We start from the raw sequence: 23,798 nt of genomic DNA, 5'->3' as shown, positions 1-23,798 counted from the left end.
TATTATTCTTTAAGTTTAAATCCGTTTTTGATGAATTCGATAAATTCTTTAAACACGCTTTTCTGCGTGAATACAGCTTTAGCAACCTCCATTTTTGTCGGTGTTATTTCCTCAACATCCTCAATACTTTTTTCCGCTTTAGCGCTTTCTTTAGTTCTTTCTTGTGTTTTATCTTCTGCTGTTTTTTGTTCAGATTCAGGAATAGCAATTTTACGATCTTTTAGCACTCCCTCTAAAGTGTCGGCCTTATCGAAATTATCCTCAGCTTGTTTTTGCCAACCCAATTGTTCTTGCAATAAACCAAGGTTGTTGTATGCAATCGAGTCTTCAGGGTCTAATTCAATACATTTTTCATAGTCGGCAATAGCTTCTTGTGTCATTCTGCAAGCACCTTTTACAAAAGCTCTACTTGAGTAACGGTAACTGTTAAGTGGTTCCAATTCAACAGCTTTATCCATATCGGCTAATGCTTTTAAGTTATGTTTAGCATGAAAATGAGCAACACCTCTTTCTGAATATAAATTGGGATTATCAGGGTATACAGCCAATGCAGCAGTTAATAAGTCAATCGCTTGGTCGAATTGTTGTTCCTGAATAGCAATTTTGGCCTTAGTAATTTGTTCTTGAAGATTCATACCCAAAAATACAAGAAATAGCTGATTTAATGATTTACTAATATTAATTTTCTTTAAGAATTCAATTCTATTGCTTATTTTTAGGAGGTATGAACTATCTATTAACAGGAGAGGAAACAGAGCGATTGCACTTTAGGTTATTAGAACCAGCTGATTTTAACGATTGGTTACCGTTGTTTTTTAAAGAAGAAGCTGCCAAGTTTTTAGGGTTGGATCCAACTAAATCACCTAGCGAATTGTGTCAGCATTGGTTTGATAAAGCTTTTCATCGTTATGAAAATAATCTTGGAGGGATGAACGTGCTAGAAGATAAATATACTGGAGAAATGATTGGTCAATCTGGTTTATTGATACAAGAAAAAGACGGGAAAGAGTTTTTGGAGGTAGGGTATTCCATTTTACCGAAATATTGGGGAAAAGGCTATGCTACAGAAGCTGCTGTTAAATGCAAAAATTATGCTTTTGAAAACAATATAGAAGATAAATTGTTTTCAGTTATCCATATTGATAATATCGCTTCTCAAAAAGTAGCACTTAAAAATAAGATGTGTTTATTTTGGGAATCAATAACATATAAGGATATACTTGTAAACTTTTATAAGATTAATAAAAATACTGATTGATTTATGAATTTTCCACAATATCGTAAGTATAAGAATATAGCCACCTATTTTGTGATTCACTCAGCAAAACATTTTGAGGAAATTAAAGTTATAGGAAGTAAATATGCTGTCTCTGAAGTAGAAGCGAGTCAATTTCCTGAACAATTGTTAATTCAAGATATGTTAGAAAATAGAGAGGCGAGGTGGGAAACTGTTTCGGCATCAGATTTTGCTACAATAATCAATGAAATCAAAACAACTAAAATAAAGATAGGATAGAGATGGGGTTGAAATCAGTAACATTTTTAGGGACAGGAACATCGCAAGGGGTACCTGTTATTACTTGTCAATGTGAGGTTTGTATTTCAGAAGACGCTAAAGATAAGAGGTTACGTTCTTCAATTTTAATAGAAACAAGTACTGGAAACATTAATGTAGATGCTGGCCCAGACTTTAGGCAACAGATGTTACGAGAAAAAGTAATGGAGTTGGATGCGATTTTATTTACCCATGAGCACAAAGATCATATAGCAGGATTAGATGATGTAAGGGCATTTAATTTTAGAAGTAAAAAACCAATGGAAATCTATTGCACTGAAGGGGTGTATAAAGGTCTGGCTAGAGAATTTCATTATGTGTTTGACCCAAAGTTCAAGTATCCAGGTATTCCTCAAATCAATGCAAATATCATTACGAAGGATGAACCAATCCAAGTGCTTGGAAATACGATTATTCCTATTGAAGTTATGCATTATAAATTACCCGTTTTAGGATATAGAATAGAGAATTTCGCCTATATCACAGATGCCAATTATATTGAAGAGAAAGAATTGGATAAACTAAAAGGAGTTGATGTATTAGTGTTAAATGCTTTACGAAAAGAAAAACATATTAGTCATTTTACGTTAGATGAAGCCATAGCGATTATCAACAGAATCCAACCTAAACAAGCGTACTTAACTCATATCAGTCATTTGATGGGGAAACATGAAGAAACATCAAAGCTATTACCTTCAAATGTAGCAATAGCTTATGATGGTCTACAAATAGATTTTACAATTGGGAAAAAGTAATCGAAAACTAAGCAATTTTACTTTTTGAATCGCCTTTATGTTTTTCAATAATATTCATTAAAGGTTTAAACTGATTTTTAATGGTGTTCCATTTGGTATCATGTTTTTCAATCAATAATAAAATTACATGAGCATATTTTTTTAGGTTAAAAGAAATTGCAGCAGGTGTTATACTTGGTGTACATTGCTGAGCAACATTAGCTCCATTAACTTTCATTCCTTTTTCACTTAATTCAATAGCAGCCACTTCATACTTATCGAGCATGTCAATCACATTTTGGTGTTTGTTATAATACCCCGTTTTAGCTTGCGTTTCTTTAGGTTGAACAATTTCAATGTGTTCAGGTTCTAAAGTCAATTGTTTTAGTTGTCCTAAGTGTAAATTTTGAGCAATAGCAACAGCTCTTAAAATAGAGGCGCGAATAACATCTAAATTACTTGTTAGTGTAGCAATATAAGAAATACAAGTAGGAGAGTAGTCCAATCTAATTTGCTCTTTTTGTTTAATTTCTTTTGCTATAGCATTTAAGAAGTAATTAAATGTTTGTTCATAGTTTCGTTTTAAACGTTCATTTTCTTCAAACGAACCACGAATCTTTGATTGTTGATTACTAAAGCTATTTATAATTAAAGCATGTGTATTTAAATTTTTGTATTCTGTTTCAATACGCGATTTGATAGCATTGTATAGAATAGTTGCAACCAAAGCCTTTTCACTTGTGGTGAATTCTTTACCCTCTTTAACAAATTGTAAAAGATTGGATTGATTTAATTCAATATACAATACATCATATAAATCGTCATAAGGAGAAATAAATTTTAAGCACAGGATGTTGTTCTCATTTTCATCAGTTAATGACAGCTGTTGAATTTTATTCTTACGCTTTCCATCGTGAATAAATTCTAGCATATCAGTACGCATCCAAGAAGTGTTTCTTTTTTCAGCTCTTGTTTTTTGAATCAGGTGCTTTTTATTTCTTAAGTCGAGTTTTTCTTTTTCAGTATAACTATAGAAGTTTATTTTTTTTGAGTTATCAGCAAATAGGACATAGGCTTTTTGCACATTCGGAATAAGCGTGTCCAATGTGCGTAAGAGGTAATAAAGCGGATGTTCTATAAAGCTGTATTTAAGCATGCTATACAAAGTTAAGTAAAAAATTAAGTAACTCAATAAAATACTTAAGTAAAAATTAAGTTGTTTTTAAGTGGTTAACTTAAGGTTTTACTTGAGTTTTAACTTTTACTTAATAATTGAAACCATTGTATTTATTGATAGTATACTTGCATATAACAAAACAGGTCAATATTTAATTAAGTAAAATATTAAGTGGATAATCAGAGAAAATATATGGAGGTTGTGGAGAAATATGCTATTATTATTTTGGTATATTTCTTTAAAAGTGTGCGATATATTTTTCGAATGCTCTATAAAATCATACGCTTAATTTATCGTTTAATAAAGCAAGGGGTAACGTTATTAATAAAAAAAGCTGAACCACATTATCATAAAGCGCTAGAAAAGATATACTTACGAGCATGCAAGACCTTTGACCTAAAATAATTCAATATTTTTTTAGATTTTTTCTTGTGTAGAAATATAAAACGTTATATATTTGCCCTCGCAAAATGGTGGATGTAGCTCAGTTGGTTAGAGCACTGGTTTGTGGTTCCAGGGGCCGTGGGTTCGAATCCCATCTTCCACCCAAAAGCAAAAGCTCGATAATTTTTATCGGGCTTTTTTTGTTTTTAAGCCTAAGTATTAGAAGTACTATTCTGTAGGAGAATTCTAGAAATATTAAAAAAGAAAACGAAATGAGTTTTACTTTTAGGCTCACTCTTTCAAGTAAAGATTGTTTAAAATAGTTTTTTAAATACATAATTTTCATTGCAGCAAGTTTTCTTATTTATGGTATACTAAAAGTAAAACCATCAGAAAACAAAAAAACATAAAAAGACATACAATTGGTCATTATATGCTTAATATTGTCATATAAAAACTACTCTTTGCTAAAAGAGAATATGGAAACCAATTATTATGAAAAAGATTTATAACGCACTGCTACATATAGGATACTGGTTGCTCTTGCTCATATTAATTGTGGTTTTATATGTTGCTTCAAACTTAAATTCGACAGCAGGACCATCAACAGTTGATTTTTCGACTTTAATGATTGGTTATGTACTAATTCCATCCATTATTTCGTTTTATGGTTCCTATTTTTTCTTATTTCATTTATACATTAAAAAGACCGGAAAATTAAAGTTATGGCTGTATTCAAGTCTATTAATAACTTTTTCTTGTTTGATGGCTCTTACATTAGCTCACAATATTGTTGGATTACAAGAAGCATTTTTGGAAGTAGGTTTAATCAGTTTCTTTTTAAATGGATTTAATGCTTTTATAGGTTTTGTATTGCATAGTTTTATTTCTTGGTTTACAGACCTTAAAGAGAAAGAGGAATTGGGAAAAAAGACACAGTTGTTGGAGTTAGAAATGATTAAACTCAAATTGGATCCTCACTTTTTGTTTAACACCATCAATAACATTGATGTATTGATTGAGACTGATAGTGAAAAAGCATCTGAATACATCATAAAACTTTCTTCGATTTTAAGGTTCTACCTTTATAAATCATCTCATTCCCTTATTAATTTGAGTGATGAATTAAACTACATTAAAGAATATCTTGAACTGCAAAAACTTCGAACAAGTAATAAAGATTATGTTCAATTAACCATTCAAGGAAATCCAGCGTTTAAAGAAATACCACCAATGCTTTTTATCCCTTTTATTGAAAATGCATTTAAACATGCTTCCAATAAAAAGAGAAACAGTATTGAAATTAACATACTGATAGAAGATGAGTGGGTGAATTTTACTTGTATCAATAAAGTTAATGATCAGGGTAAAACTCCAAAAGGAATAGGAAATCAACTGGTTGAAGATAGACTTCAATTGCTCTATGGAAATAGTTATGATTTAAACAGGACTGTTCTTGAGAATCGTTATATTGTAAACTTGAAATTGCCATTATGAAAATATCGTGTATCATAGTAGAAGATGAACCCTTGGCATTAAAAAGAACAAAGTCGTATGTCCTAAAAACTCCTGCTTTAGAGTTAGTGGGAAGCTTTGAAAATGCCAATGAAGCGCTTCAATTTCTTTTATATAGTCAGGTTGATCTTATCTTTTTAGATATACAGATGGATGAATTAACAGGGATTGAACTGCTTGAATCAGCTGATATAAAAAGCAAAGTTATTTTTACAACAGCCTATGAAGAATATGCGATTAAGGGGTATGAGTTAAATGTATTGGATTACCTTTTAAAACCCTTTACCTATAAGCGTTTTCTACAAGCCATTAACAAGTTTGAGAGTGTAAATAATGAACCTGCGAATCATATCTTTGTTCAATCGGGATACCAATTAGAAAAAGTGTATCTGGATGACATTCTATACATTGAAGGAATGGGAGATTACAGAAGAATACATACCGTTACTAACAAAAAAGTGATGACTTTACAGACTTTTAAAGCGTTTCAGCAATTACTTCCTAAACTAAAGTTCCATCGGGTACATAAATCCTATTTGGTAGCAATTGATCAAATTGATATTGTTGAGCGAAATAGCCTGATGATCCGACAAGAAAGAATTCCAATTTCAGCATCTTACAAAGACGATTTTCATCGTTTTATAAAGCAGTTAAAAGGTTAGTTTTGATTTCACCGATTACTTTCCAGAGGTTACAGATTTAAACTTGTTGTATCAGCTGTTTCATGATTTATTTGAAAGAAAAATCAAATCATCATGAAAAAAATAGTAGTAGGAGCCTTTGCACTTGTTCTAGTGTCCATAAGTTATAGTCAAAAATTAGAACTAAAAATTGATCAAATTTTTAAAGAATGGAATCAAGAAGGACATCCAGGAGGTGTACTAATGATTAAGAAAAAAGGAGAATTACTCTGTTCTAAAGCTTATGGAAAAGCAAATGTAAAGTATCAGGTTCCCAATGCTAACGAGACGGTATTTAATATCGGCTCAACTTCTAAGCAATTTACAGCTATGGGAGTTGTAAAGCTTTACCTGGAAAATAAACTTTCTTTTGATGATGATATTCGAAAATACCTGCCTGAACTACAGGAGTTTGAACAAATAATTACCATTCGTCATTTATTACACCATACAAGTGGATTTAGAAGTACTCCAGAGTTATTTGCATTAGCCGGTTGGAGAGATGGAGATGCGATCACAACCGAAGATGATTATCATTATCTCTGTAAACAAAACAGTTTGAATTTTTCTCCAGGTGAACAGTTTATGTATGCTAACTCCAATTATGTTTTGCTGGCTAAACTTGTAGAGCATATTACACAAGAACCCTTTCAATTATGGATGAAAACCAATGTTTTTGAACCTTTGAATATGAAGCATACTTTTATAGATGAAACCAATACTAATGCTAATTCTAAAGTGGCAACACCTTATAATCAGATGGGGCAAAACCAATTCTTATTAGCTGAAAATATAAGTTTGAATATAGGAGCTTCTAATACCTACACAACAGCGGAGGATTTAACTATTTGGATGAGTAATTTTCAGCAACCAGCCAAAGGATGGGAAAAGGCGTTTGAACTATTACAAACTACAGATACACTCAATAATGGTGAATTAAATAAGTATGCTTTTGGTGTACTTGTTGATGAGTTTTTTGGTAATAAAAGAATACAGCATTCAGGAGGAATTCCAGGTTTTCTTTCTTATGCTGAGTACTATCCTGAAGAGGAAATGACTATCGTACTGTTGACTAATTTTATTGCTTATACTGTTCAACAAAAGCAAATGGAACTTTTGAAGTTATTACTAAAAAATAAAAGCCCCAAAAGAGAGAAGCCCATTGCCTTAAAACCATTACCTCTAGATGTTGAAAATGCTAAAAAAGTAGTTGGTGATTATTGGAATACCAAGAAAAACTATCCACGAAAAATTTACTACGAAAATGATACGTTATGGTACTTACGAGATAATGGAATAAAATCACAGCTAGTGCAGACCAATGACAATGAATTTGTGATAGGAGGGATTAAAGCACAAGTAATTGTTCAGTTCGAATATGGAGAGCAGAAAAAAATGATTGTTCAAGATGGGAATAGAGGAATAGAGGTCTTTGAAGCATACGACAACAGACCATTAACTGAAAAAGAAAAACGGGGCTATTTAGGTAGGTTTTATAGTCAAGAACTAGAGACATTTTATGAAATAAAAATTCAGAATGGTCATTTAATAGGGGATCATAGTAGGCATGGAAGTTTTCCGGTTAACATCTTAAAAAGAGATCTTATTGATTGGTCAGGTATGGCAATAGCGAGGTATGCTAGAGATAATAACGGAACGATTACTGGTTTTTTTATTGATATGAATAGAGTCGAAAATGTATGGTTTCAAAAAGTTGTCTGTGAATAGTTAATTCAACTTATATAGTTCAATATATTTACTAGGACTTACCCCTTCTTTCTTCTTAAATAAACGGGAGAAATATTGAGGGTATTCAAAGCCTAGTTCATAAGCGACATCAGCAATACTTTTATTAGGTTTTAATAACATGTTTTTTGCTTCATCTATTAAAAATAATTGAAGGTGTTCTGTAGTTGTTCTGCCTGTTTCTTTTTTTAGGGTGTCGCTTAAATAACGTTGTGTTACAGAGAGTTGTTCTGCAAGGTCTTCGATAGATGGAATTCCATTTTCTTGTAGTTGGCCGGATTGGAAATAGCTTTCTAATTGAGAATTAAACTGTTCCAGCAAGTCATTTGACAGTTCTTTTCTATTTATAAATTGACGTTCATAAAAACGATTGGCATACTTTAAAAGTGTTGATAATTGCGAAATAATGATATCCTTACTGAACACATCATGATTGTTGTGGTATTCTAACTCAATATTTTCAACAATAGATTCTAATTGCTTTTCTTCTTTAGGAGAGAGGTGTAATGCTTCGTTAGCTGAATAGGAGAAAAAACCATATTTTTTAATTTGCTCAGCCAGTTCAGTACCTTTTATAAAGTCTTTATGAAAATTGATGGAAAAACCTTTTTGTTCAAATACAGCATTGCTTTGCCATTGTAAAACTTGTCTAGGTGCGATAAAGAACATAACCCCATTTGTGAAATCATATTTTGTTCGTCCATAATTTAATGTTCCACTAACAATTTTCTTTAAACTAATGGTATAACAGTCGTTGGTAATAGGAGGGGAGCTCACTCTTGGACAGGGCAGGAAACTATTTCCAGTTGCAGACATTATACTAAACATTGGATGTTCAGGTCGTGGTAATTGCATGTAATCGAAATATGCTGAAAGTGTTTTAAAATGTTCCATTGTTGGTTTAAATATTTTGTTCTTGTTGTAGTTGTTTATGGTATGCTTTTAGTCGAGCGTGGGCATGGCTGTCAATCAATAGAATAAGCATTAATAATCCTAAGATAGTCATAATAATTGCTCTCCATGTTGATGAATCTATGAAAACTAAGATTAGTGCCCCAATTCCTATGATAATAGGGAAAACTTTGAAAGCTATTTTTTCATACGCTCTCATTGTTTTTTCAGTGTGTTCAATTTCAGTATTTACAAAGGCAACTGGATTGGTTTGGTAGGCAGTTTCAAAATTGATAAGTCTAGACTTGTTGGAGAAGTAAAAACTGACTCCTGCGACTAGAAGTATTGAGCCAGCGATTAGCATTGGAGCAATAAAAGCTTTAGCAATTTCCGTTTTACCTAATTGCCAAAAACCAATAGAAGCAATTAAAAATAAAAGCCCAAACAAGATAAAAACCCATGAGGAGAAGATTTCATCTTTAGCCCATTCTATTGAAGTTTTTAAAATAGTCATTGCTCTTAAATTATATAGCCCAGATAACTCCTGTTTCTTTTTCAGATAATTCCCAGAGTTTTTTCATTGCAGTTTTATCTTTGGCATGAGGTTTTATTTCATGTGCACCTACAGGGCCAACCCAATTGCTTCTACCAGTTGGGCCATAAAAACGTTCTACATCCAAATTGGGTTCAGTAGCACACATCAATTCTGGATAAGCTCCTCTTTCAGCAGTTTGTGTTAAAGGGGTCATTTTCATAATTCCAAAAATTAGTTTCATCATAAAACTACCGTTGGTTGAGATAAGAGATGTTCTAGATGAGCCAGGATGACAAGCATATGCTTTTACAGTAGTTTTTCCAGCTTTTTTTAACCTATCGTTTAATTCGTACATAGACATGATTTGCGCTAATTTACTCTGGCTATAGGCGTCATTAGGCGTGTAATCTTTTTCCCAATTTAAGTCATCAAACTTTATCGCTTTGATCCCCATATCATAGCCCATACTACCCACTGTTACAATACGTCCGTTCGATTGTTCAATTAAGGGGAATAGTAATCCTTGAAGGGTGAAATGACCGAAATAATTTACGCCCATTTGAGCTTCCCAACCATCTACAGTTAACGAATGTTTTGGGGTTTGAGCAATTGCTGCATTACAAAGTAAAGCATCGATTTTTGAAACGGTATTTAAAACTTCTTGAGCAGCTTTTTTTACAGAGTTTTGTTCTCCTAAGTCCATTTTAATAGCAGATACATCAATGTTATTTCCGAGTGTTTGTTTTAACATTGTTATAGTATCTTCGGACTTTTTAGGGTTGCGATTAAGCATCACAACTTTGGCTCCTTTAGATAATAATATTCTTGCTGCTTCGTAGCCTGTTCCACTTGTAGTACCTGTTATAACGTAAGTTTTTCCTTTTAAATTACTGATTCTTTCAGGCGTCCATCCTTGTTTACCAAATTGATTACTCATGATTATTTGTTTTAAATTGTTTACCACAAAGGTAGATAGACAACAAAGGAGAGCTCTTATACGCATTTTCGTTTCATGTATACATTTTGGTTTTGTTAAAGAATAAATAGTTGGAAATAAAATAAACCTTAAAATATCTAGAGTTTTTTATCGTTCATAATACTGTATAACAAAAAACAGTGAAAAATGATTGTAAGTCAAAAAGTAGCTTTATTGATGGTTAGTACCGTTATAGGATTGTTTATCTCTTCTTGCTCTAAAGAAAAAAGGATTACGGAATTAGAACCTTATTTAAAAAGTAGGTGTGCTTATGTTCATGAAATAGATGGGTTTTATATTGTTTCGAGCAACCAAAAACCCAATGCAAATGAGACGTCGAGTGATGTTACAGCTAAAGAGGTTTTTGAACATTCAGTAACACTTTTTAGTAATTTTCTTGACCAAGATATGGATGGTGTAGTAGATGATGACAAAGTAGCTTTACTCCATAGCCTTAAAGAAAACATGTTATTCGTTTCTGGTCATAAACGTTTTGTTAATAAGGTTTCTGTAGCCAAGGCATTAGAAAACAAAGGACTATATGCAATGGCAATGCAAACAAATAAATGGCCATATATAAAAACATATAGTGGTAAAGGGTGGACATTGAATCAGCTTAATTCTTCAACGTGGAGGCCAAATAATTTTAATGCATTATGGGAAGAAGTCTTTCATACAATAACTGAAGCTTATAATCGATATGATGCTGATTTTAGCTTTAAGGAAGGTGGATTATTAAGAGCTAATATGGATGCTGATATCAATGCAGGAACCTATGATATTTCCCAACAAAATAAGGAGGAAAATGGAAATTACGACAAGGTTACAGCTGTTAACGAGTATATTCATCAAGTGTGGGCAATTCAATTTGCTGGGCAAGAGAGTAAATTGAATATACATCAACAAAATGTGTTGAACTTTATGATCAATAAAGGGGTTCCAATGACATTAGATGTCAACTATGAGATGACTTTAGGCACTCGAATAAAAGGTTAGTTGAGTAATGTTTTAAACTATTGGTTTAAATTCTTAGTGCTTATTAAAAACTTCTTACCTTTAGGCCATAAATAGTATCATATTGCACCTTTTGAATAATATTCCAAATATAGCTTTTAATAGTAGTAAGAATGCAACTGATATAGAGTTCTTGGAATTGGATAGTTTATTTGCTAGGATAGGAGAGATTCCTAATCACAATCCTAAACAACCCCATCGTATTGATTTTTATGCATTGTTAGTTGTAACAGAAGGTGCTGGTATTCATCAAGTGGATCTTAAGAATTATAATATCCAAGCCGGCGATATTGTTAAGGTTGCTAAAGGTCAGGTTCATGCTTTTCGTGGTCAGTTAGGTTATAAAGGCTATTTGATTCTTTTTACTGAAGATTTTGTGTTAAAATATTTCTCAAAATCTTCAATACAGTTGATTTCACATTTATACAACTACCATATTTCTCAACCTTTAATACAAAATTGTTCTTTTAATCCATTGTTTCTAGACTTATTCTCTGAAGAGTTAAATAAAGAAGAGTCTATTGCTCAGAAAAATATTATTGCAAAGCTAATGGAGTTGTATTTAATGAAGATAGAGCAGCTTTCTAGTATTATTGATTGGAGCGATAGTAATAAAACGCATTATGCTTTGTTTTTTGAGTTTAAAACCTTGGTTGAAAATCACTATAAAAAAACACGTAATGTTAAAGACTATGCAGAAATGTTATCAATTTCTACAAAACACTTAAATCAAATAGTTCAAAGCTTTACACTCAATACTTCAAAACATTTTATTGATCAATATGTTTTATTGGAAATCAAACGTGCTATTCAGAGTACTTCCAAGAGTTTAAAAGAAATAGCCTTTGATGCGGGGTTCGATGAAGTCACTAATTTTACAAAGTTTTTTAAAAAACACACCCAAATATCTCCCAAAGCTTATAAGGTGAACTTATAGTCTTGGTTTTATTTTTACCATTTTTCACTATTCTTTTACCTTTATTAAAACAGGAAGGCTTTGTAGTTTTGTTGTGAATATTAATCATTAAAAAACAAGAAGCTATGAAAGTTTTTTTCTATCTATTTACTTTTGTCATTTTTGCATATTCGTGTAAAAATTCATCCAATCAAAATAATATAAAAGTCCCTGAAAATCTGGAGGGTGTTGAAATGCACTATACTTATTCAGGAGGAAATGAATATGCGGTTAAATTTGAAAAAGGAGGGATGAGTTATCAATATAGAACAGGAGGAAAACCAAACAAGTGGTGGGGGAAGTTTCCATACAATTATATGAAAACAGAAAACAATGAACACTTTGTTTCATGGTTCGAAAAAGGCTATGGTGATTATGTCACTTTATTGATTAATTATGACCAAAACATTCTATATGGAAGTGCCATTATAAGAGGTAAAATGGTACACTTTCAAAAAGCCAAAATTAGGCAAGTAATATTACCTGAGTAATTCAAAAAAAAGCGGGATAATGGATATCGCAGTTACATCAGTAATGTGAAACAAATTTGATAAACTTTAGTTGGATATAGTAAAAGTTGAACCTGGATTTTTAGGGTAAATAATTGATAATGAGTAATATTAAATAATGTTTAATTAAAAGAATAATTATGAGTAAAAAATTAGAAAATGCTAAAGGACTTTACCTCAAAGGAATTAAGGAAGGAAATGTAGATGTTGTCGATATCTATACTGGAAGTCGCTATACTCAACACAGTACAGGTGTTGCAGATGGTACGGAAGGTTTTAAAAGCTTTTTTAAAGGGTTTTTAGAACGAACAAACGAACGTGATATTCAAATTATTAGGGCAATTGAAGATGGAAATTATGTTTTTGTACACGTATTCCAAGATATAGATAATGGGGCTGCTAAATGGATTACTACTGATCTTTTTAATACCGATGAAAATGATAAAATAGTTGAACATTGGGATGTCATAGCTCCTTATCGAGAGATTGGAGAGACCAAAACGGGAAATGATGTAATCTTTGGAGAGTTTAAAATTGAAGACCATGAAAAAACAGCTGAAAATAAAGCGCTAGTGAGAATGTATTTAACTGATGTTTTTCAAAACAGAAATGCTAAGAACTTAGGGGAATATATTTCAAAGGAACAGTTTATTGAGCACAATGCCAATCGTTCTAGTGGTTTTGAAAATCTTGAAAGTTTTATAAAAAACGAAGATTTTAATTATGATTTTGTTTTCAAAGTAATGGGACAAGGGAACTATGTTGTAGCTTTTTCAAAAGTAATACATAACATGGAAGAAATATGTATATTTGATATCTTTAGAGTCGAAAATGGTAAAATAGTCGAACATTGGGATAATATGGAACCTATTCCTCCAAGAAGTGAATGGGCAAATACAGGAAAGTTTTAATAATTTATGAATTTAATAAAGCAGTATCAGGAAATACGCAAATACACAGAGTTGCTGTGTAAGCCATTAAAGCCTGAGGATTATGTTGTTCAAGTAGTTGAATTTGCAAGTCCTGCAAAATGGCATCTGGCACATACAACTTGGTTTTTTGAGACTTTTATATTAGCGCCTTATTTAAAAGATTATCAAGTTTATAATATTGATTTTCCTTATTTATTTAATAGTTATTATAATAACGCTGGGGATAGGGTTTTACGAGCCAATCGAGGGAATTTATCTCGACCAACAGTCGATGAAGTATATACTTATCGTAAACATGTAGATGAAGCAATGCAACTGTTTTTAAAAGAGGAAGTTGCAGCTGAAATAGAGCAGCTTATTACTTTAGGATTAAACCATGAACAACAACATCAAGAATTATTATTGACTGATATTAAATATATGTTTGGGCAGAATCCTTTATTTCCAGTTTACGATACGAATACTTTACTATTGGATCATGAATTAAATGAAACTTCGGGTCAAATAAAAATCGCTGAGGGGATATATGAAATAGGGTATAAAGGATCTGATTTTTGTTATGATAATGAATTGGGGGTGCACAAAGTGTTCTTACATGAGTTTGAAATAGCTCAACAATTGGTTACTAATGGAGAATATATAGAATTTATAGAAGCTGGAGGGTATACTGATTTTAATCTTTGGTTAGATGAAGGGTGGAGTTGGGTCCAAAAGAATAAAATAGAGGCTCCCTTGTATTGGCATAAAGTTAAAGGGGATTGGTGCTCTTATACCTTAAAAGGTTTTGAGCAAATCAACCCTCAACATATTTTGAAGCATATTAGTTTTTATGAAGCAATGGCTTTTGCTGAATGGAAAAGGATGCGGCTCCCAACCGAGTTTGAATGGGAAGTAGCTGCTAAGCAGTTCAATTGGGGAAAACGTTGGGAATGGACGAACAGTGCTTATTTGCCTTACCCAAAATATAAAAAAGCAGAAGGTGCAATAGGAGAGTATAATGGTAAATTTATGGTGAACCAAATGGTTCTTAGAGGAGCTTCAATAGCAACTTCTCCTAATCACAGTAGGGTAAGTTATCGTAATTTTTTTCATGCCAACGAGAGATGGCAGTTCACCGGAATAAGATTAGTAAAATGAATCAAGTTTTTGCCAAAGATGTTAAAGAGGGATTTAGTCAATCTCCTAAAAGAATTCCATCTAAGTACTTTTATGATCAAAGAGGTTCTTCATTGTTTTCCGAAATCATGAAGCAACCTGAATATTATTTAACCAATGCTGAATTAGAAATTTTTCAATTGCGATCAAGAGCTATTATTCAGCAATTAAAAATAAAAAAATCAACTCCATTTGAATTGATTGAGCTTGGAGCTGGAGATGGTTATAAAACAATTGAGTTCTTAAAAGTTTTAGAAAACGAACAGTATCAGTATCAATATATCCCAATAGATATTTCTCAAAAAGCATTAGATCAGATTAAGGAAACGGTAGCTACCCAGCTAGCTCAAACAACAATTTATCCCAAAAAAGGAGATTACTTTCAAATTCTCCATGATTTAAAAAAATCAGACTATCCTAAAGTGCTGTTTTTTCTAGGTTCTAATATAGGAAATATGGAAGATGGCGTAGCTAATGTTTTTTTACAAAGGTTGGCCGATAACTTATCTACAGGAGATCAGCTAGTTTTAGGCGTTGACCTTAAGAAAAGTAAAAACATTGTTTTACCAGCTTACAATGATGCAAATGGAGTAACGAGTGCTTTTAATTTGAATTTATTGGAACGAATCAATCGTGAGTTTGATGCCAATTTTGATCTGTCAAAATTCAAACATTCTCCTGAGTATGACGAAGAAATTGGAGTGGCAAAAAGTTCCATCCAAAGTCTTCAACAACAAACAGTAACAATTAAAGCGCTAGATTTAGTGATTCAATTTGAAGCTAATGAAAAAATACATACTGAAATTTCTAGAAAGTATAATGATGCTATCTTAAAAAAAATAACAGCTAATACTGCATGGAAAATTACGGGAAAATTAACTGATCGTAAAGGTTACTTTTCGAATTATATTTTTGAAAAACAGTAGTAATGAACAAGAAAATAGGAATTTTAGGGATGTCTGAGGATTCTACTCAATTGTACTTAAAGCTAGCAAGAGAACAAAAGGTTAATTTACCAGTATTTCCTACTGATTTTGAACGTTTAAATAATTTATTACCTCGTCCGTCTGAAGAACTAAAACAATTATTGTTGTTGTATCTAAAACCAATAAAAAATATTACGCATCTTTTGGTACCAAATATAACGATCCATGAGACACTAGATGAGTTATTTACAACAACAGAACTTCCCTTTTCTTTATTGCATCCAGTTCAATTGACCATAAAAGCCCTTCAAATAGAAACGATTCATGAGGTGGTAATTTTTGGATCAAGTTATACGATGCAAGAAGGCTATTTGACTAATGCATTAAAAGAACATAAAATTCATTGTACTTTTCCAGATCCAAAAGAAAAAGAGTTTATTGACAACTGTAGAAAACTGATTTACCAACGAAAGGCATCAGCATCTATCATTAAACGTTTAAATAAACTAATGAATAAATATGCTGCTTATACAACAGTAGTAATAGCTTGTACTGAACTCTCTATTGTTTTAGATCATCAAAACACTAAGGTGTTTGATATGGCAAGAATTCAAGTACAAGCTTGTTGTTGAAAAAAATGGAAGCTTATTTAAGTGATGAATAATGCTTTAGAAATTCGTATTGCTGAGCAAAGATAAATAGCATATTAGGGTTTTCATATTCAAAAAAAGCAATAATAGTATCTTTCGGAAGTGACAAAATTTCTATTGAAATTTTGATACTTTTTGTGGGGTAAACTTTGTGAACTAGTTCTTGTGTTTTTAGTAAAACTCCTAGCTCTTCTATAGGGAAAATTTTTCTCATTGTAGTTGTTATTGGGGTAATTAATTTTGTACATTTTTTCACGCTTTATGGCATATTGCCATGAGGTTATGGTGTTTTTCTTTTTTTGAAGAATAAAATAGTCTTTATTTACTTTCTTCTAATAGAAGTTCATAATTTATTGGAGGTACTTTCTCATTTAATAAATCGTCAACTTTGCAATTGAAATACTGCGCTATAATTTGTAGCTTATCAGGTGAGATGTTATTGCGTTCACCTATTTTGATATAGCAGTATAATTCAAATGTACGTTTACTAATCTTAAGCGCTAAGGGTAATACTTTTTTGGCCATCTTGTTTTGCTTTACAGATAGCTCATTGAGGAGTTCTAAAATATTGTACTTGTAATGGTGTGGAGTAGTCATTTTTCTATTATATTTGTAGTGTTAGACGTAAAAAAATGTGTAATCAAAAGTAATGAAAATTACAAAAGATTCCAAATTTGACGTAATATATTCTTACTATGAATATTGATACCCACAAATTCAAACGATTATTGCTTGAGAAGAGGATCTCACAAAAAGAGTTGGAAGAACAACTCAATTTACCTAGAACTCGTGTTAGTGTTTGGTTGAATAGAAAGTCTATTCCCAACAAATACATTGATGCAATAAATAAAGTCTTAGATGTAGATATTGTTAGTTATTTTGATGAGCAAAATAGTACTAAAAATAATTCTTTAAGTTCTGATGTAGCTGTAATTCCATACTTTGGAGAAGTTGACATCACTTCTAATGAGTTACCTTTTTGGTTAGATAATGCATTATTGGAACCAACAGCAAGTTATGTTATTCCAGATAGTTCAGCAGATTTTATTCTGCCAGTCATAGGAAATAGCATGAGTCCGAATATTGAGGGAGGAGATAAAATTGCTATAAAGGAAGTCAAAGACATCTCTGTAATTTTCTATGGATGTGTTTATGTTGTAGTTACAGAAGATTATCGTTTAGTAAAGGTTATTAAAAAGCATAAAGATGAATCGAAAGTTATTTTACATTCCTACAACAGTGCGTATGATGATATCGATTTACCTAAAAGCAAAATCATAAAAATGTTTACTGTTCAGGAAGTTTTAAAGAAGATGTTATAGTAAGTGTATAAAACTAATCTCTAACATATTTTTTGATAAATTTTTCTTTGTATGCACGACCAATAGGAATAGTTGAATTGTCGTTTAAGAAAATGTCGTTTCCCCTTATTTTTAAGATATGATTAGTATTAACGATATATGATTTATGCACCTGGCAAAAGGCTTCTCCCAATTTAAAAAGCCACTGTTTAAGTATTTCATTGCTATAGTACTTTTTTTCACTCGTAAAGATATTTGTAAAGTCGGTATCTGATTTAATATAGAGAATGTGGTCTTCATCGAGTTTTATTAAATCATATCTCGATTTAAAATAGAAGCTTTTTTTTGGTGTATTTACATCATTTTCTTGTGGAACTTTAGCTAAAGCTTGGGTAAAACGTTGAAAAGAAAAAGGTTTTAATAAATAATCAACAACATTAAACTCATAGCTTTTAATCGCATAATCAGGAAAAGCTGTAGTTAAAATTATAGGTATTGATTGGCTAATTCTTTGTAAAAAATCAATTCCTGATATTTTAGGTAAATGAATGTCTAAAAAAATTAAGTCGACAGGTGTTTTTTTAATGAAATTTAGCGCATCAATAGCATTTGAAAAAGTACCCTTTAATTCAAATGTATCAATTTCTTGAATATACTTTTTTAGTATTCTCTGAGCTGGCGGTTGATCTTCAATGATGATACAGGTTCTCATACTATAATTTATTTAATTGGATTTCTAGATTCACATTATACTCATTATTTGATGCAGAAATGGAAAGTAGGTGTTTATTTGGGTAAATCATTTCTAATCGTTTTTTAACATTTTCTAATCCAATACCTCTTGGTAGCCCTTGAGCATTAGTGGTAGGAGAGTAGCTATTTTTACAGCTAAAATAAAGCTTTCCATCTTGGTCTACTTTAACGTCAATAAAAATATGAATAGTTTGATCTAGACTTGAGGTAGAGTGTTTGAATGCATTTTCGACAAAAACGTTTAAAATCAATGGAGCTATCGTATAATTTTCATTGTTAATCTGAGTATTGAATATTACTTGACCACGCCCCTCTATCTGTAATTCGTTTAAAACTACATAGTGTTTTAAATGTGTTACTTCATCAGATAGTGAAACAAAATTTTCTTTGCAGTCATAAAGCATGTATCTTAATACAGATGATAATTCTAGGATAATAGATGGTGTCTTTTTAGATTCTTCAATAGCGTGTGCATAGAGATTGTTTAGGTGATTGAATAAAAAATGAGGATGAATTTGCGCTTTTAAATACAAGAGTTCATGTTCCTTTGCTATGGTTTTTAATTGTTCAAATTCTATTTGTTTTTTCGAAGCATCCCATACAAGTTTAAAGCTTACCATAGTTATTACAATTGGAAATATTTGTAATAATGTGACTAGAACACCTGAAACATATTGACCTCTTTTATCGTGATAAAATATTTTTTCTAAAACGAATTCTTCAAGATAATATGCTGCTGAAAAAACGATTAATATTGAGATTATAAATGCACCATATTTCTTTTTGAATAAGAATTTTGGCAAAAGTACGTATCCAATAATTAGCGCATAGATGGCATAAGAAATAAAAAAATAAAGTTTTCTTAACTCAAACCCTGAATTATCATATTTATCAAAAGAAAATAAGATAAAGAGCACTGAAATTACAAAGAGTTGAAATAGCCACTCGTTAAGGTGTTTTTTTGAAGCGATCATAAACCAAATATAACGTAAAATTAAAGCATGAATGAAAGTCGTCTTTAAACGACAAAAAAACAAGTATAAACAGCACTAATCGTAATTTTCAAAAAGTGACTTGGTGTTGATACACTTATAAATGTCGTTTATAGGCTTATTTTTTTTATTCTTTAAATAAAAAGAGATAATTGTAGTGTAATTTAACTGTTTGTCATGAAGAAAAATTATTTTTTGTTGATTATTGCTATTGTATTTAGTTTTCATGTTTTAGCTCAAAAAAATAAAATTATAGTCACTGGAAATGTTATTGATAATGCAACAAAATCACCTGTTCCATTTTGTACCGTATTAATAAAGGATTCTTTAACATATGAAATGAAATCAGGAACAACCACAGATAATGAGGGGAAGTTTAGAGAGACAATTGAAGCTACTCAAGTCTATTTTGAATTTAAGTTTATTGGATTTGAAACACAACAATTAAATACTTTTGTAGTAGAAAATGATCAAATTAATTTAGGAACAATTGTCTTGTATGAAGATAATGACATGTTAGATGAAGTGTTTGTGGAAGCAGAACAATCTCAAACCGTTTTTAGATTGGATAAAAAAGTTTTTAATGTAGGGAAAGATCTAACCAGTACAGGAGCTAGTGCTCTTGAAGTTTTAAACAATGTACCTTCTGTTAATGTCAATATAGAAGGTCAAATTAGCCTTAGAGGGAATCAAGGAGTTCAAATATTAATTAATGGAAAACCCTCAGTGTTGGCAAGTGAAGAAGGAAATGCATTAGGTAGTATCACTGCCGATATGATTGAAAAAGTGGAAGTCATAACTAATCCATCAGCAAAGTATGATGCTGAGGGGACTTCCGGGATTATTAATATAGTCTTAAAAAAATCTGAAAAAAAAGGACTAAATGGCTCTGTGACCATAAATACAGGTATTCCCAACAATCATAGCTTAGGATTTAGCTTAAATAAAAGAACAGAAAAATTAAATCTATTCAGTCAGCTCGGAATAGGTAAAAGAACAATGCTCAATAACACCCAATCCAACAATCGTAATAATTTGAGTGATACAACACTTACTTCTATTGGGGAAAGTGATAAAAATGAAACATTTTTCAATTTAATATTAGGAATGGATTACCATTTCAATAAGCGTAATGTTTTAACAATATCCGGGCATTATGCATTTGAAGATGAATTAGAAAATTCATCTCAAGATTATTATTACTCAGCATTACCAATTAATGTAACCCCAGAATGGAACAGGACTGAGCTAACTAGAGCTACGAATCCTAAATGGGAATATGAATTACAGTACAAAAAAGAGTTCAAGAAAAATAAAGAACAAAATTTATTATTTAGTGCAACAGGAAATTCATTTAGTAAAAAGAAAACGTCAGATTTTACCAATAGCTATACCAATACATTGACTGAAGATGATTTACAAAAGGCAAATACAGATTTTAAAGAAAATGAATATACTTTTAAATTAGATTATATACACCCGTTTTCAAAAAAGACTACTTTCGAAACAGGAACTCAATATATAATAGACAATGTCTATAATCAATATGAGGTTACAGATTTTATAGCTAATTCATGGATAGCTAATACAGATTTTAATAACACCTTTAACTTTAACCAAAAGGTACTAGGGCTATACAGTACATTGGCCTATGAAACAGATAAATGGGGACTTAAAGGGGGATTAAGGGCTGAGAACACTGATTTAGATACCCGATTAGTGAATACAAACGAGTCAAATAGTAGAAATTATACCAATTTGTTTCCTAGTGTACATACTTCCTATAAAATAAATAAAGTAGCTTCGGTACAAGCTGGATATACTAAACGAATTTATCGTCCTCGTTTGTGGGATTTAAATCCTTTTAACTCTTTTAGAGATAATTTTAACTTATCGACTGGTAATCCAAATCTAACTCCGGAATATTCTAACTCATTTGAAATCAATACGATTTACAGTTTCGATAAAGTTTCATTCAATATTGGAGTGTTTCATTTGAGAACAGCAGACGTAATTGAAAGAATTATTGACTTTCAAAATAATGTGACCATTACTCAACCAGAAAATATTGGAACAAATAATTCCACAGGTATTGAGCTTAATGCAAAATATACGCCAATAAAGTGGATTACTTTTGTTGGGGAATTTAATTATAACGAATTTATAAGAAGAGGAAATTATCAAAATGTAAGTTTCGATTTTAATGGTGATAAATGGTACTCAAGATTATCAACCAAGGTTAAACTCAAAGGAAATATTACCTTAGAAGTTGCTGGAAACTATAATTCTAGTTATCAAACTGTTCAAGGAGAATATAGTGATAATGCTTATATGAACATAGGAGTACGAAAAAAGATGTTGAAAGGGAAGTTAAATGCAAATTTAAGTGTTCGTGATGTCTTCGCTTCAAGGTTTAGAGAATTTAAATCCAATCAAACTAGCTTTGATCGATATGTTTATAGTATGAGAGGTCGTTACATTACTTTTGGGCTAAGTTTTGGATTTGGAAAAGGGGAAGCTATGGAGTTTTCTGGGCAAAAAAGATTTTAATTTTTATTCTTATTTTAAGAAGATTGGATTCCGGAGATTATAAGTTTGTTATAAGGATACAATCTGTCATATAGACAGAGATTTTATTTTGGCTCAATCTTAGTCATAGGTCATTTATGACTGAAAAAAAGAAAGTATCCTTTTCGTGGGCGTTTAAAACATTTATTTGGCCCAGAAGGAAATATTTATCAATAGGATTAATATTGATTATTATTAGAAGTATTGTAGGGTTGATTACACCTTATGCGAGTAAGATTTTGATTGATGAAGTAGTCCCTAATAAGGACATGGATTTATTGGTTAATTTGCTCATTGTAGTTTGTGGTGCTCTAGTTGTTCAAGCATCTACATCCTTTGCTTTAACAAGGCTTCTGAGTGTAGAAGCACAACACATGATTTCAATTTTGAGAGTGAAAGTTGCCAAAAAGCTATTAAGATTACCAGTCCATTTTTTTGATGACAATAAGTCAGGAGGTTTAGTTTCAAGAGTAATGAACGATGTTGAAGGTGTACGTAATTTAGTTGGAACTGGATTTGTTCAATTAATTGGAGGTTCCCTTACTGCAATAGGGGCTTTTGCGATTCTGATTAGTATTAACCCCTGGATGACACTGTTTGTTTTACTGCCAATTTCAGTATTTGCATTAGTCGCCCTAAAAGCTTTTGGTTATATCCGCCCAATTTTTAGAGTAAGAGGAAAAATCAATGCTGAAGTAACAGGACGACTAACCGAAACGTTAAATGGAGTTAGAGTTATTAAGGCTTTTAATGCCGAAGAACAAGAAAGTAAAACTTTTGAAAAAGGAGTAGAACAGTTGTTTTTAAACATCAAAAAAAGTTTAACAGCTAATGCCTTTATTCAAAGTTCTGCTACATTACTTTTAGGGCTTGCCTCAGCAGGAATTATGGGAATAGGGGGCTATTTTATGGCTGGAGGAACATTAACAGCAGGTGACTTTTTAGCTTTTATTGGAGTCTTAGGATTTATGATTGTTCCTATCGTACAAATGGGGAATATAGGAAGTCAGTTAACTGAAGCTTTAGCTGGACTAGATCGTACGCAAGAACTCATGGAAATGGAAGAAGAGAATAATCCCGAAGTAAGAACGAAGGTTATTCAGGAATTAAAAGGTGAACTTGAATTTAAAGATGTTTATTTTAGCTATGAATCTAATAAAGAAGTGCTTCATGGAATTAATTTCTCTGCTCCAGCAGGAAGCGTTACCGCTTTGGTAGGATCTTCTGGTTCTGGTAAATCAACTATTGCAGGTTTAGTCGCGACATTTTTAGCACCCAATCAAGGAAAGGTCTTATTAGATGGAATTGATTTAGAAACAGTAAATTTAGCTAGTTATCGTCAACATTTAGGAGTGGTATTACAAGATGATTTTCTCTTTGAAGGAACCATTAGAGAGAATATATTATTCCCTAGACCTAATGCTACTGAAGATCAATTAATGGAAGCCGTAAAAGGTGCTTATGTAGATGAGTTTACTGATCGATTTGAAGAAGGGTTAGACACGGTTATTGGAGAAAGAGGAGTAAAGCTTTCTGGAGGGCAGAAGCAACGAATTTCTATAGCTAGGGCTTTATTGGCCGATCCCAAAATTATTATTCTAGATGAAGCGACTTCAAACCTGGATACAGAAAGTGAAACTTTTATACAAAAGAGTTTAGATGTATTAATGAAAAACAGGACGACATTTGTCATTGCACATCGTTTAAGTACCATACGTCAAGCTGACCAAATTTTAGTTATTGAAGATGGAAATATAAAAGAGTCAGGGAAGCATGAAGAATTACTAGAAGCTAAAGGAAGATATTATGAATTGTACACTTATCAAAGTCGAATTTAAGATATCAAATTA

Annotated in this window: 25 protein-coding genes and 1 tRNA gene; 17 read left to right on the top strand and 9 right to left on the bottom strand. The window is 31.6% G+C overall.

Annotated features, from left to right (window positions below; translation table 11 throughout):
• Positions 1–2 precede the first annotated feature (2 nt).
• Positions 3–635, bottom strand: a complete 633-nt coding sequence (locus tag N4A35_03150) for a tetratricopeptide repeat protein (GenBank protein MCT4580389.1) — start codon at positions 633–635, stop codon at positions 3–5.
• Positions 636–724: 89 nt separating this feature from the next.
• Here N4A35_03150 and N4A35_03145 point away from each other — a divergent pair, with 89 nt between their 5' ends.
• The 3 genes from N4A35_03145 to N4A35_03135 are packed head-to-tail and all read left to right on the top strand — an operon-like array spanning position 725 to position 2,310.
• On the top strand, positions 725–1,258 hold the full coding sequence (locus N4A35_03145) for a GNAT family N-acetyltransferase (protein MCT4580388.1): 534 nt from the start codon (positions 725–727) through the stop codon (positions 1,256–1,258).
• A gap of 3 nt (positions 1,259–1,261) precedes the next feature.
• Positions 1,262–1,516, top strand: a complete 255-nt coding sequence (locus tag N4A35_03140) for a hypothetical protein (GenBank protein MCT4580387.1) — start codon at positions 1,262–1,264, stop codon at positions 1,514–1,516.
• Positions 1,517–1,518: 2 nt separating this feature from the next.
• Positions 1,519–2,310: an MBL fold metallo-hydrolase gene (locus N4A35_03135; protein MCT4580386.1), complete on the top strand. Its 792-nt coding sequence runs from the start codon at positions 1,519–1,521 to the stop codon at positions 2,308–2,310.
• A 7-nt stretch (positions 2,311–2,317) separates the two neighbouring features.
• On the opposite strand, the gene N4A35_03130 is transcribed toward N4A35_03135, so the two are convergent.
• On the bottom strand, positions 2,318–3,445 hold the full coding sequence (locus N4A35_03130) for a hypothetical protein (protein MCT4580385.1): 1,128 nt from the start codon (positions 3,443–3,445) through the stop codon (positions 2,318–2,320).
• Between the two features lie 493 nt (positions 3,446–3,938).
• Here N4A35_03130 and N4A35_03125 point away from each other — a divergent pair.
• From N4A35_03125 to N4A35_03110, 4 genes are all read left to right on the top strand, one after another.
• Positions 3,939–4,014 (top strand) — tRNA-His (locus N4A35_03125).
• A 331-nt stretch (positions 4,015–4,345) separates the two neighbouring features.
• Positions 4,346–5,347: a histidine kinase gene (locus tag N4A35_03120; GenBank protein MCT4580384.1), complete on the top strand. Its 1,002-nt coding sequence runs from the start codon at positions 4,346–4,348 to the stop codon at positions 5,345–5,347.
• The gene (locus N4A35_03115) at positions 5,344–6,027 is read left to right on the top strand and encodes a LytTR family DNA-binding domain-containing protein (GenBank protein MCT4580383.1); all 684 of its coding nucleotides are present in this window, start codon (positions 5,344–5,346) and stop codon (positions 6,025–6,027) included. Before N4A35_03120 ends, N4A35_03115 begins: the two co-directional genes overlap by 4 nt.
• A 93-nt stretch (positions 6,028–6,120) precedes the next feature.
• The gene (locus N4A35_03110; GenBank protein ID MCT4580382.1) at positions 6,121–7,773 is read left to right on the top strand and encodes a beta-lactamase family protein; all 1,653 of its coding nucleotides are present in this window, start codon (positions 6,121–6,123) and stop codon (positions 7,771–7,773) included.
• Here the strand turns inward: N4A35_03110 and N4A35_03105 are convergent, their stop codons facing one another.
• From N4A35_03105 to N4A35_03095, 3 genes are read right to left on the bottom strand one after another with little or no spacing between them, the layout of a single operon-like run.
• The gene (locus N4A35_03105) at positions 7,774–8,685 is read right to left on the bottom strand and encodes a helix-turn-helix transcriptional regulator (GenBank protein ID MCT4580381.1); all 912 of its coding nucleotides are present in this window, start codon (positions 8,683–8,685) and stop codon (positions 7,774–7,776) included.
• A gap of 7 nt (positions 8,686–8,692) precedes the next feature.
• Entirely contained in the window at positions 8,693–9,196 is a 504-nt protein-coding gene (locus N4A35_03100; GenBank protein MCT4580380.1) for a hypothetical protein, read from the bottom strand.
• A 10-nt stretch (positions 9,197–9,206) separates the two neighbouring features.
• The gene (locus tag N4A35_03095) at positions 9,207–10,157 is read right to left on the bottom strand and encodes an SDR family oxidoreductase (protein MCT4580379.1); all 951 of its coding nucleotides are present in this window, start codon (positions 10,155–10,157) and stop codon (positions 9,207–9,209) included.
• Positions 10,158–10,340: 183 nt separating this feature from the next.
• Between N4A35_03095 and N4A35_03090 the strand changes: the two genes are divergently transcribed.
• From N4A35_03090 to N4A35_03060, 7 genes are all read left to right on the top strand, one after another.
• On the top strand, positions 10,341–11,189 hold the full coding sequence (locus N4A35_03090) for a hypothetical protein (GenBank protein ID MCT4580378.1): 849 nt from the start codon (positions 10,341–10,343) through the stop codon (positions 11,187–11,189).
• Positions 11,190–11,280: 91 nt separating this feature from the next.
• A complete protein-coding gene (locus tag N4A35_03085) occupies positions 11,281–12,144 on the top strand; it encodes an AraC family transcriptional regulator (protein MCT4580377.1) in 864 nt (287 codons plus the stop codon).
• A 104-nt stretch (positions 12,145–12,248) separates the two neighbouring features.
• On the top strand, positions 12,249–12,653 hold the full coding sequence (locus N4A35_03080) for a hypothetical protein (protein MCT4580376.1): 405 nt from the start codon (positions 12,249–12,251) through the stop codon (positions 12,651–12,653).
• A 158-nt stretch (positions 12,654–12,811) separates the two neighbouring features.
• On the top strand, positions 12,812–13,582 hold the full coding sequence (locus N4A35_03075; GenBank protein ID MCT4580375.1) for a hypothetical protein: 771 nt from the start codon (positions 12,812–12,814) through the stop codon (positions 13,580–13,582).
• A 6-nt stretch (positions 13,583–13,588) separates the two neighbouring features.
• Positions 13,589–14,740, top strand: coding sequence for an ergothioneine biosynthesis protein EgtB (egtB, locus tag N4A35_03070; GenBank protein MCT4580374.1), 1,152 nt, complete (start codon positions 13,589–13,591; stop codon positions 14,738–14,740).
• Positions 14,737–15,684: an L-histidine N(alpha)-methyltransferase gene (locus N4A35_03065; protein ID MCT4580373.1), complete on the top strand. Its 948-nt coding sequence runs from the start codon at positions 14,737–14,739 to the stop codon at positions 15,682–15,684. The genes egtB and N4A35_03065 overlap by 4 nt, the downstream gene beginning before the upstream one ends.
• A 2-nt stretch (positions 15,685–15,686) precedes the next feature.
• Positions 15,687–16,316: a hypothetical protein gene (locus N4A35_03060; GenBank protein ID MCT4580372.1), complete on the top strand. Its 630-nt coding sequence runs from the start codon at positions 15,687–15,689 to the stop codon at positions 16,314–16,316.
• A 13-nt stretch (positions 16,317–16,329) separates the two neighbouring features.
• Here the strand turns inward: N4A35_03060 and N4A35_03055 are convergent, their stop codons facing one another.
• Complete coding sequence (locus tag N4A35_03055) at positions 16,330–16,548, bottom strand: hypothetical protein (GenBank protein MCT4580371.1); 219 nt, start codon at positions 16,546–16,548, stop codon at positions 16,330–16,332.
• A 104-nt stretch (positions 16,549–16,652) separates the two neighbouring features.
• Positions 16,653–16,931 (bottom strand): hypothetical protein, encoded by a 279-nt coding sequence (locus tag N4A35_03050; protein ID MCT4580370.1) that lies wholly within the window; start codon positions 16,929–16,931, stop codon positions 16,653–16,655.
• 98 nt (positions 16,932–17,029) lie between these two features.
• Here N4A35_03050 and N4A35_03045 point away from each other — a divergent pair, with 98 nt between their 5' ends.
• On the top strand, positions 17,030–17,656 hold the full coding sequence (locus tag N4A35_03045; GenBank protein ID MCT4580369.1) for an XRE family transcriptional regulator: 627 nt from the start codon (positions 17,030–17,032) through the stop codon (positions 17,654–17,656).
• Between the two features lie 13 nt (positions 17,657–17,669).
• Here the strand turns inward: N4A35_03045 and N4A35_03040 are convergent, their stop codons facing one another.
• Positions 17,670–18,347, bottom strand: a complete 678-nt coding sequence (locus N4A35_03040) for a response regulator transcription factor (GenBank protein ID MCT4580368.1) — start codon at positions 18,345–18,347, stop codon at positions 17,670–17,672.
• A gap of 1 nt (position 18,348) precedes the next feature.
• Complete coding sequence (locus tag N4A35_03035) at positions 18,349–19,362, bottom strand: histidine kinase (protein MCT4580367.1); 1,014 nt, start codon at positions 19,360–19,362, stop codon at positions 18,349–18,351.
• 195 nt (positions 19,363–19,557) lie between these two features.
• On the opposite strand from N4A35_03035, the gene N4A35_03030 reads away from it, so the two are divergent.
• Positions 19,558–21,930 (top strand): TonB-dependent receptor family protein, encoded by a 2,373-nt coding sequence (locus N4A35_03030; protein ID MCT4580366.1) that lies wholly within the window; start codon positions 19,558–19,560, stop codon positions 21,928–21,930.
• A 116-nt stretch (positions 21,931–22,046) separates the two neighbouring features.
• Complete coding sequence (locus N4A35_03025; GenBank protein MCT4580365.1) at positions 22,047–23,786, top strand: ABC transporter ATP-binding protein/permease; 1,740 nt, start codon at positions 22,047–22,049, stop codon at positions 23,784–23,786.
• Positions 23,787–23,798: the final 12 nt, after the last annotated feature.

Source organism: Flavobacteriales bacterium, from assembly GCA_025210295.1.
Classification (GTDB): domain Bacteria; phylum Bacteroidota; class Bacteroidia; order Flavobacteriales_D; family Parvicellaceae; genus S010-51.
This window is presented reverse-complemented; position numbering and strand designations above follow the sequence as displayed.

Coding starts and splice junctions, on each gene's coding strand:
- N4A35_03150 (MCT4580389.1), bottom strand. CDS start 635: ATGAATCTTCAAGAACAAATTACTAAGGCCAAAATTGCTATTCAGGAA.
- N4A35_03145 (MCT4580388.1), top strand. CDS start 725: ATGAACTATCTATTAACAGGAGAGGAAACAGAGCGATTGCACTTTAGG.
- N4A35_03140 (MCT4580387.1), top strand. CDS start 1,262: ATGAATTTTCCACAATATCGTAAGTATAAGAATATAGCCACCTATTTT.
- N4A35_03135 (MCT4580386.1), top strand. CDS start 1,519: ATGGGGTTGAAATCAGTAACATTTTTAGGGACAGGAACATCGCAAGGG.
- N4A35_03130 (MCT4580385.1), bottom strand. CDS start 3,445: ATGCTTAAATACAGCTTTATAGAACATCCGCTTTATTACCTCTTACGC.
- N4A35_03120 (MCT4580384.1), top strand. CDS start 4,346: ATGAAAAAGATTTATAACGCACTGCTACATATAGGATACTGGTTGCTC.
- N4A35_03115 (MCT4580383.1), top strand. CDS start 5,344: ATGAAAATATCGTGTATCATAGTAGAAGATGAACCCTTGGCATTAAAA.
- N4A35_03110 (MCT4580382.1), top strand. CDS start 6,121: ATGAAAAAAATAGTAGTAGGAGCCTTTGCACTTGTTCTAGTGTCCATA.
- N4A35_03105 (MCT4580381.1), bottom strand. CDS start 8,685: ATGGAACATTTTAAAACACTTTCAGCATATTTCGATTACATGCAATTA.
- N4A35_03100 (MCT4580380.1), bottom strand. CDS start 9,196: ATGACTATTTTAAAAACTTCAATAGAATGGGCTAAAGATGAAATCTTC.
- N4A35_03090 (MCT4580378.1), top strand. CDS start 10,341: ATGATTGTAAGTCAAAAAGTAGCTTTATTGATGGTTAGTACCGTTATA.
- N4A35_03080 (MCT4580376.1), top strand. CDS start 12,249: ATGAAAGTTTTTTTCTATCTATTTACTTTTGTCATTTTTGCATATTCG.
- N4A35_03075 (MCT4580375.1), top strand. CDS start 12,812: ATGAGTAAAAAATTAGAAAATGCTAAAGGACTTTACCTCAAAGGAATT.
- egtB (MCT4580374.1), top strand. CDS start 13,589: ATGAATTTAATAAAGCAGTATCAGGAAATACGCAAATACACAGAGTTG.
- N4A35_03065 (MCT4580373.1), top strand. CDS start 14,737: ATGAATCAAGTTTTTGCCAAAGATGTTAAAGAGGGATTTAGTCAATCT.
- N4A35_03060 (MCT4580372.1), top strand. CDS start 15,687: ATGAACAAGAAAATAGGAATTTTAGGGATGTCTGAGGATTCTACTCAA.
- N4A35_03055 (MCT4580371.1), bottom strand. CDS start 16,548: ATGAGAAAAATTTTCCCTATAGAAGAGCTAGGAGTTTTACTAAAAACA.
- N4A35_03050 (MCT4580370.1), bottom strand. CDS start 16,931: ATGACTACTCCACACCATTACAAGTACAATATTTTAGAACTCCTCAAT.
- N4A35_03045 (MCT4580369.1), top strand. CDS start 17,030: ATGAATATTGATACCCACAAATTCAAACGATTATTGCTTGAGAAGAGG.
- N4A35_03040 (MCT4580368.1), bottom strand. CDS start 18,347: ATGAGAACCTGTATCATCATTGAAGATCAACCGCCAGCTCAGAGAATA.
- N4A35_03035 (MCT4580367.1), bottom strand. CDS start 19,362: ATGATCGCTTCAAAAAAACACCTTAACGAGTGGCTATTTCAACTCTTT.
- N4A35_03030 (MCT4580366.1), top strand. CDS start 19,558: ATGAAGAAAAATTATTTTTTGTTGATTATTGCTATTGTATTTAGTTTT.
- N4A35_03025 (MCT4580365.1), top strand. CDS start 22,047: ATGACTGAAAAAAAGAAAGTATCCTTTTCGTGGGCGTTTAAAACATTT.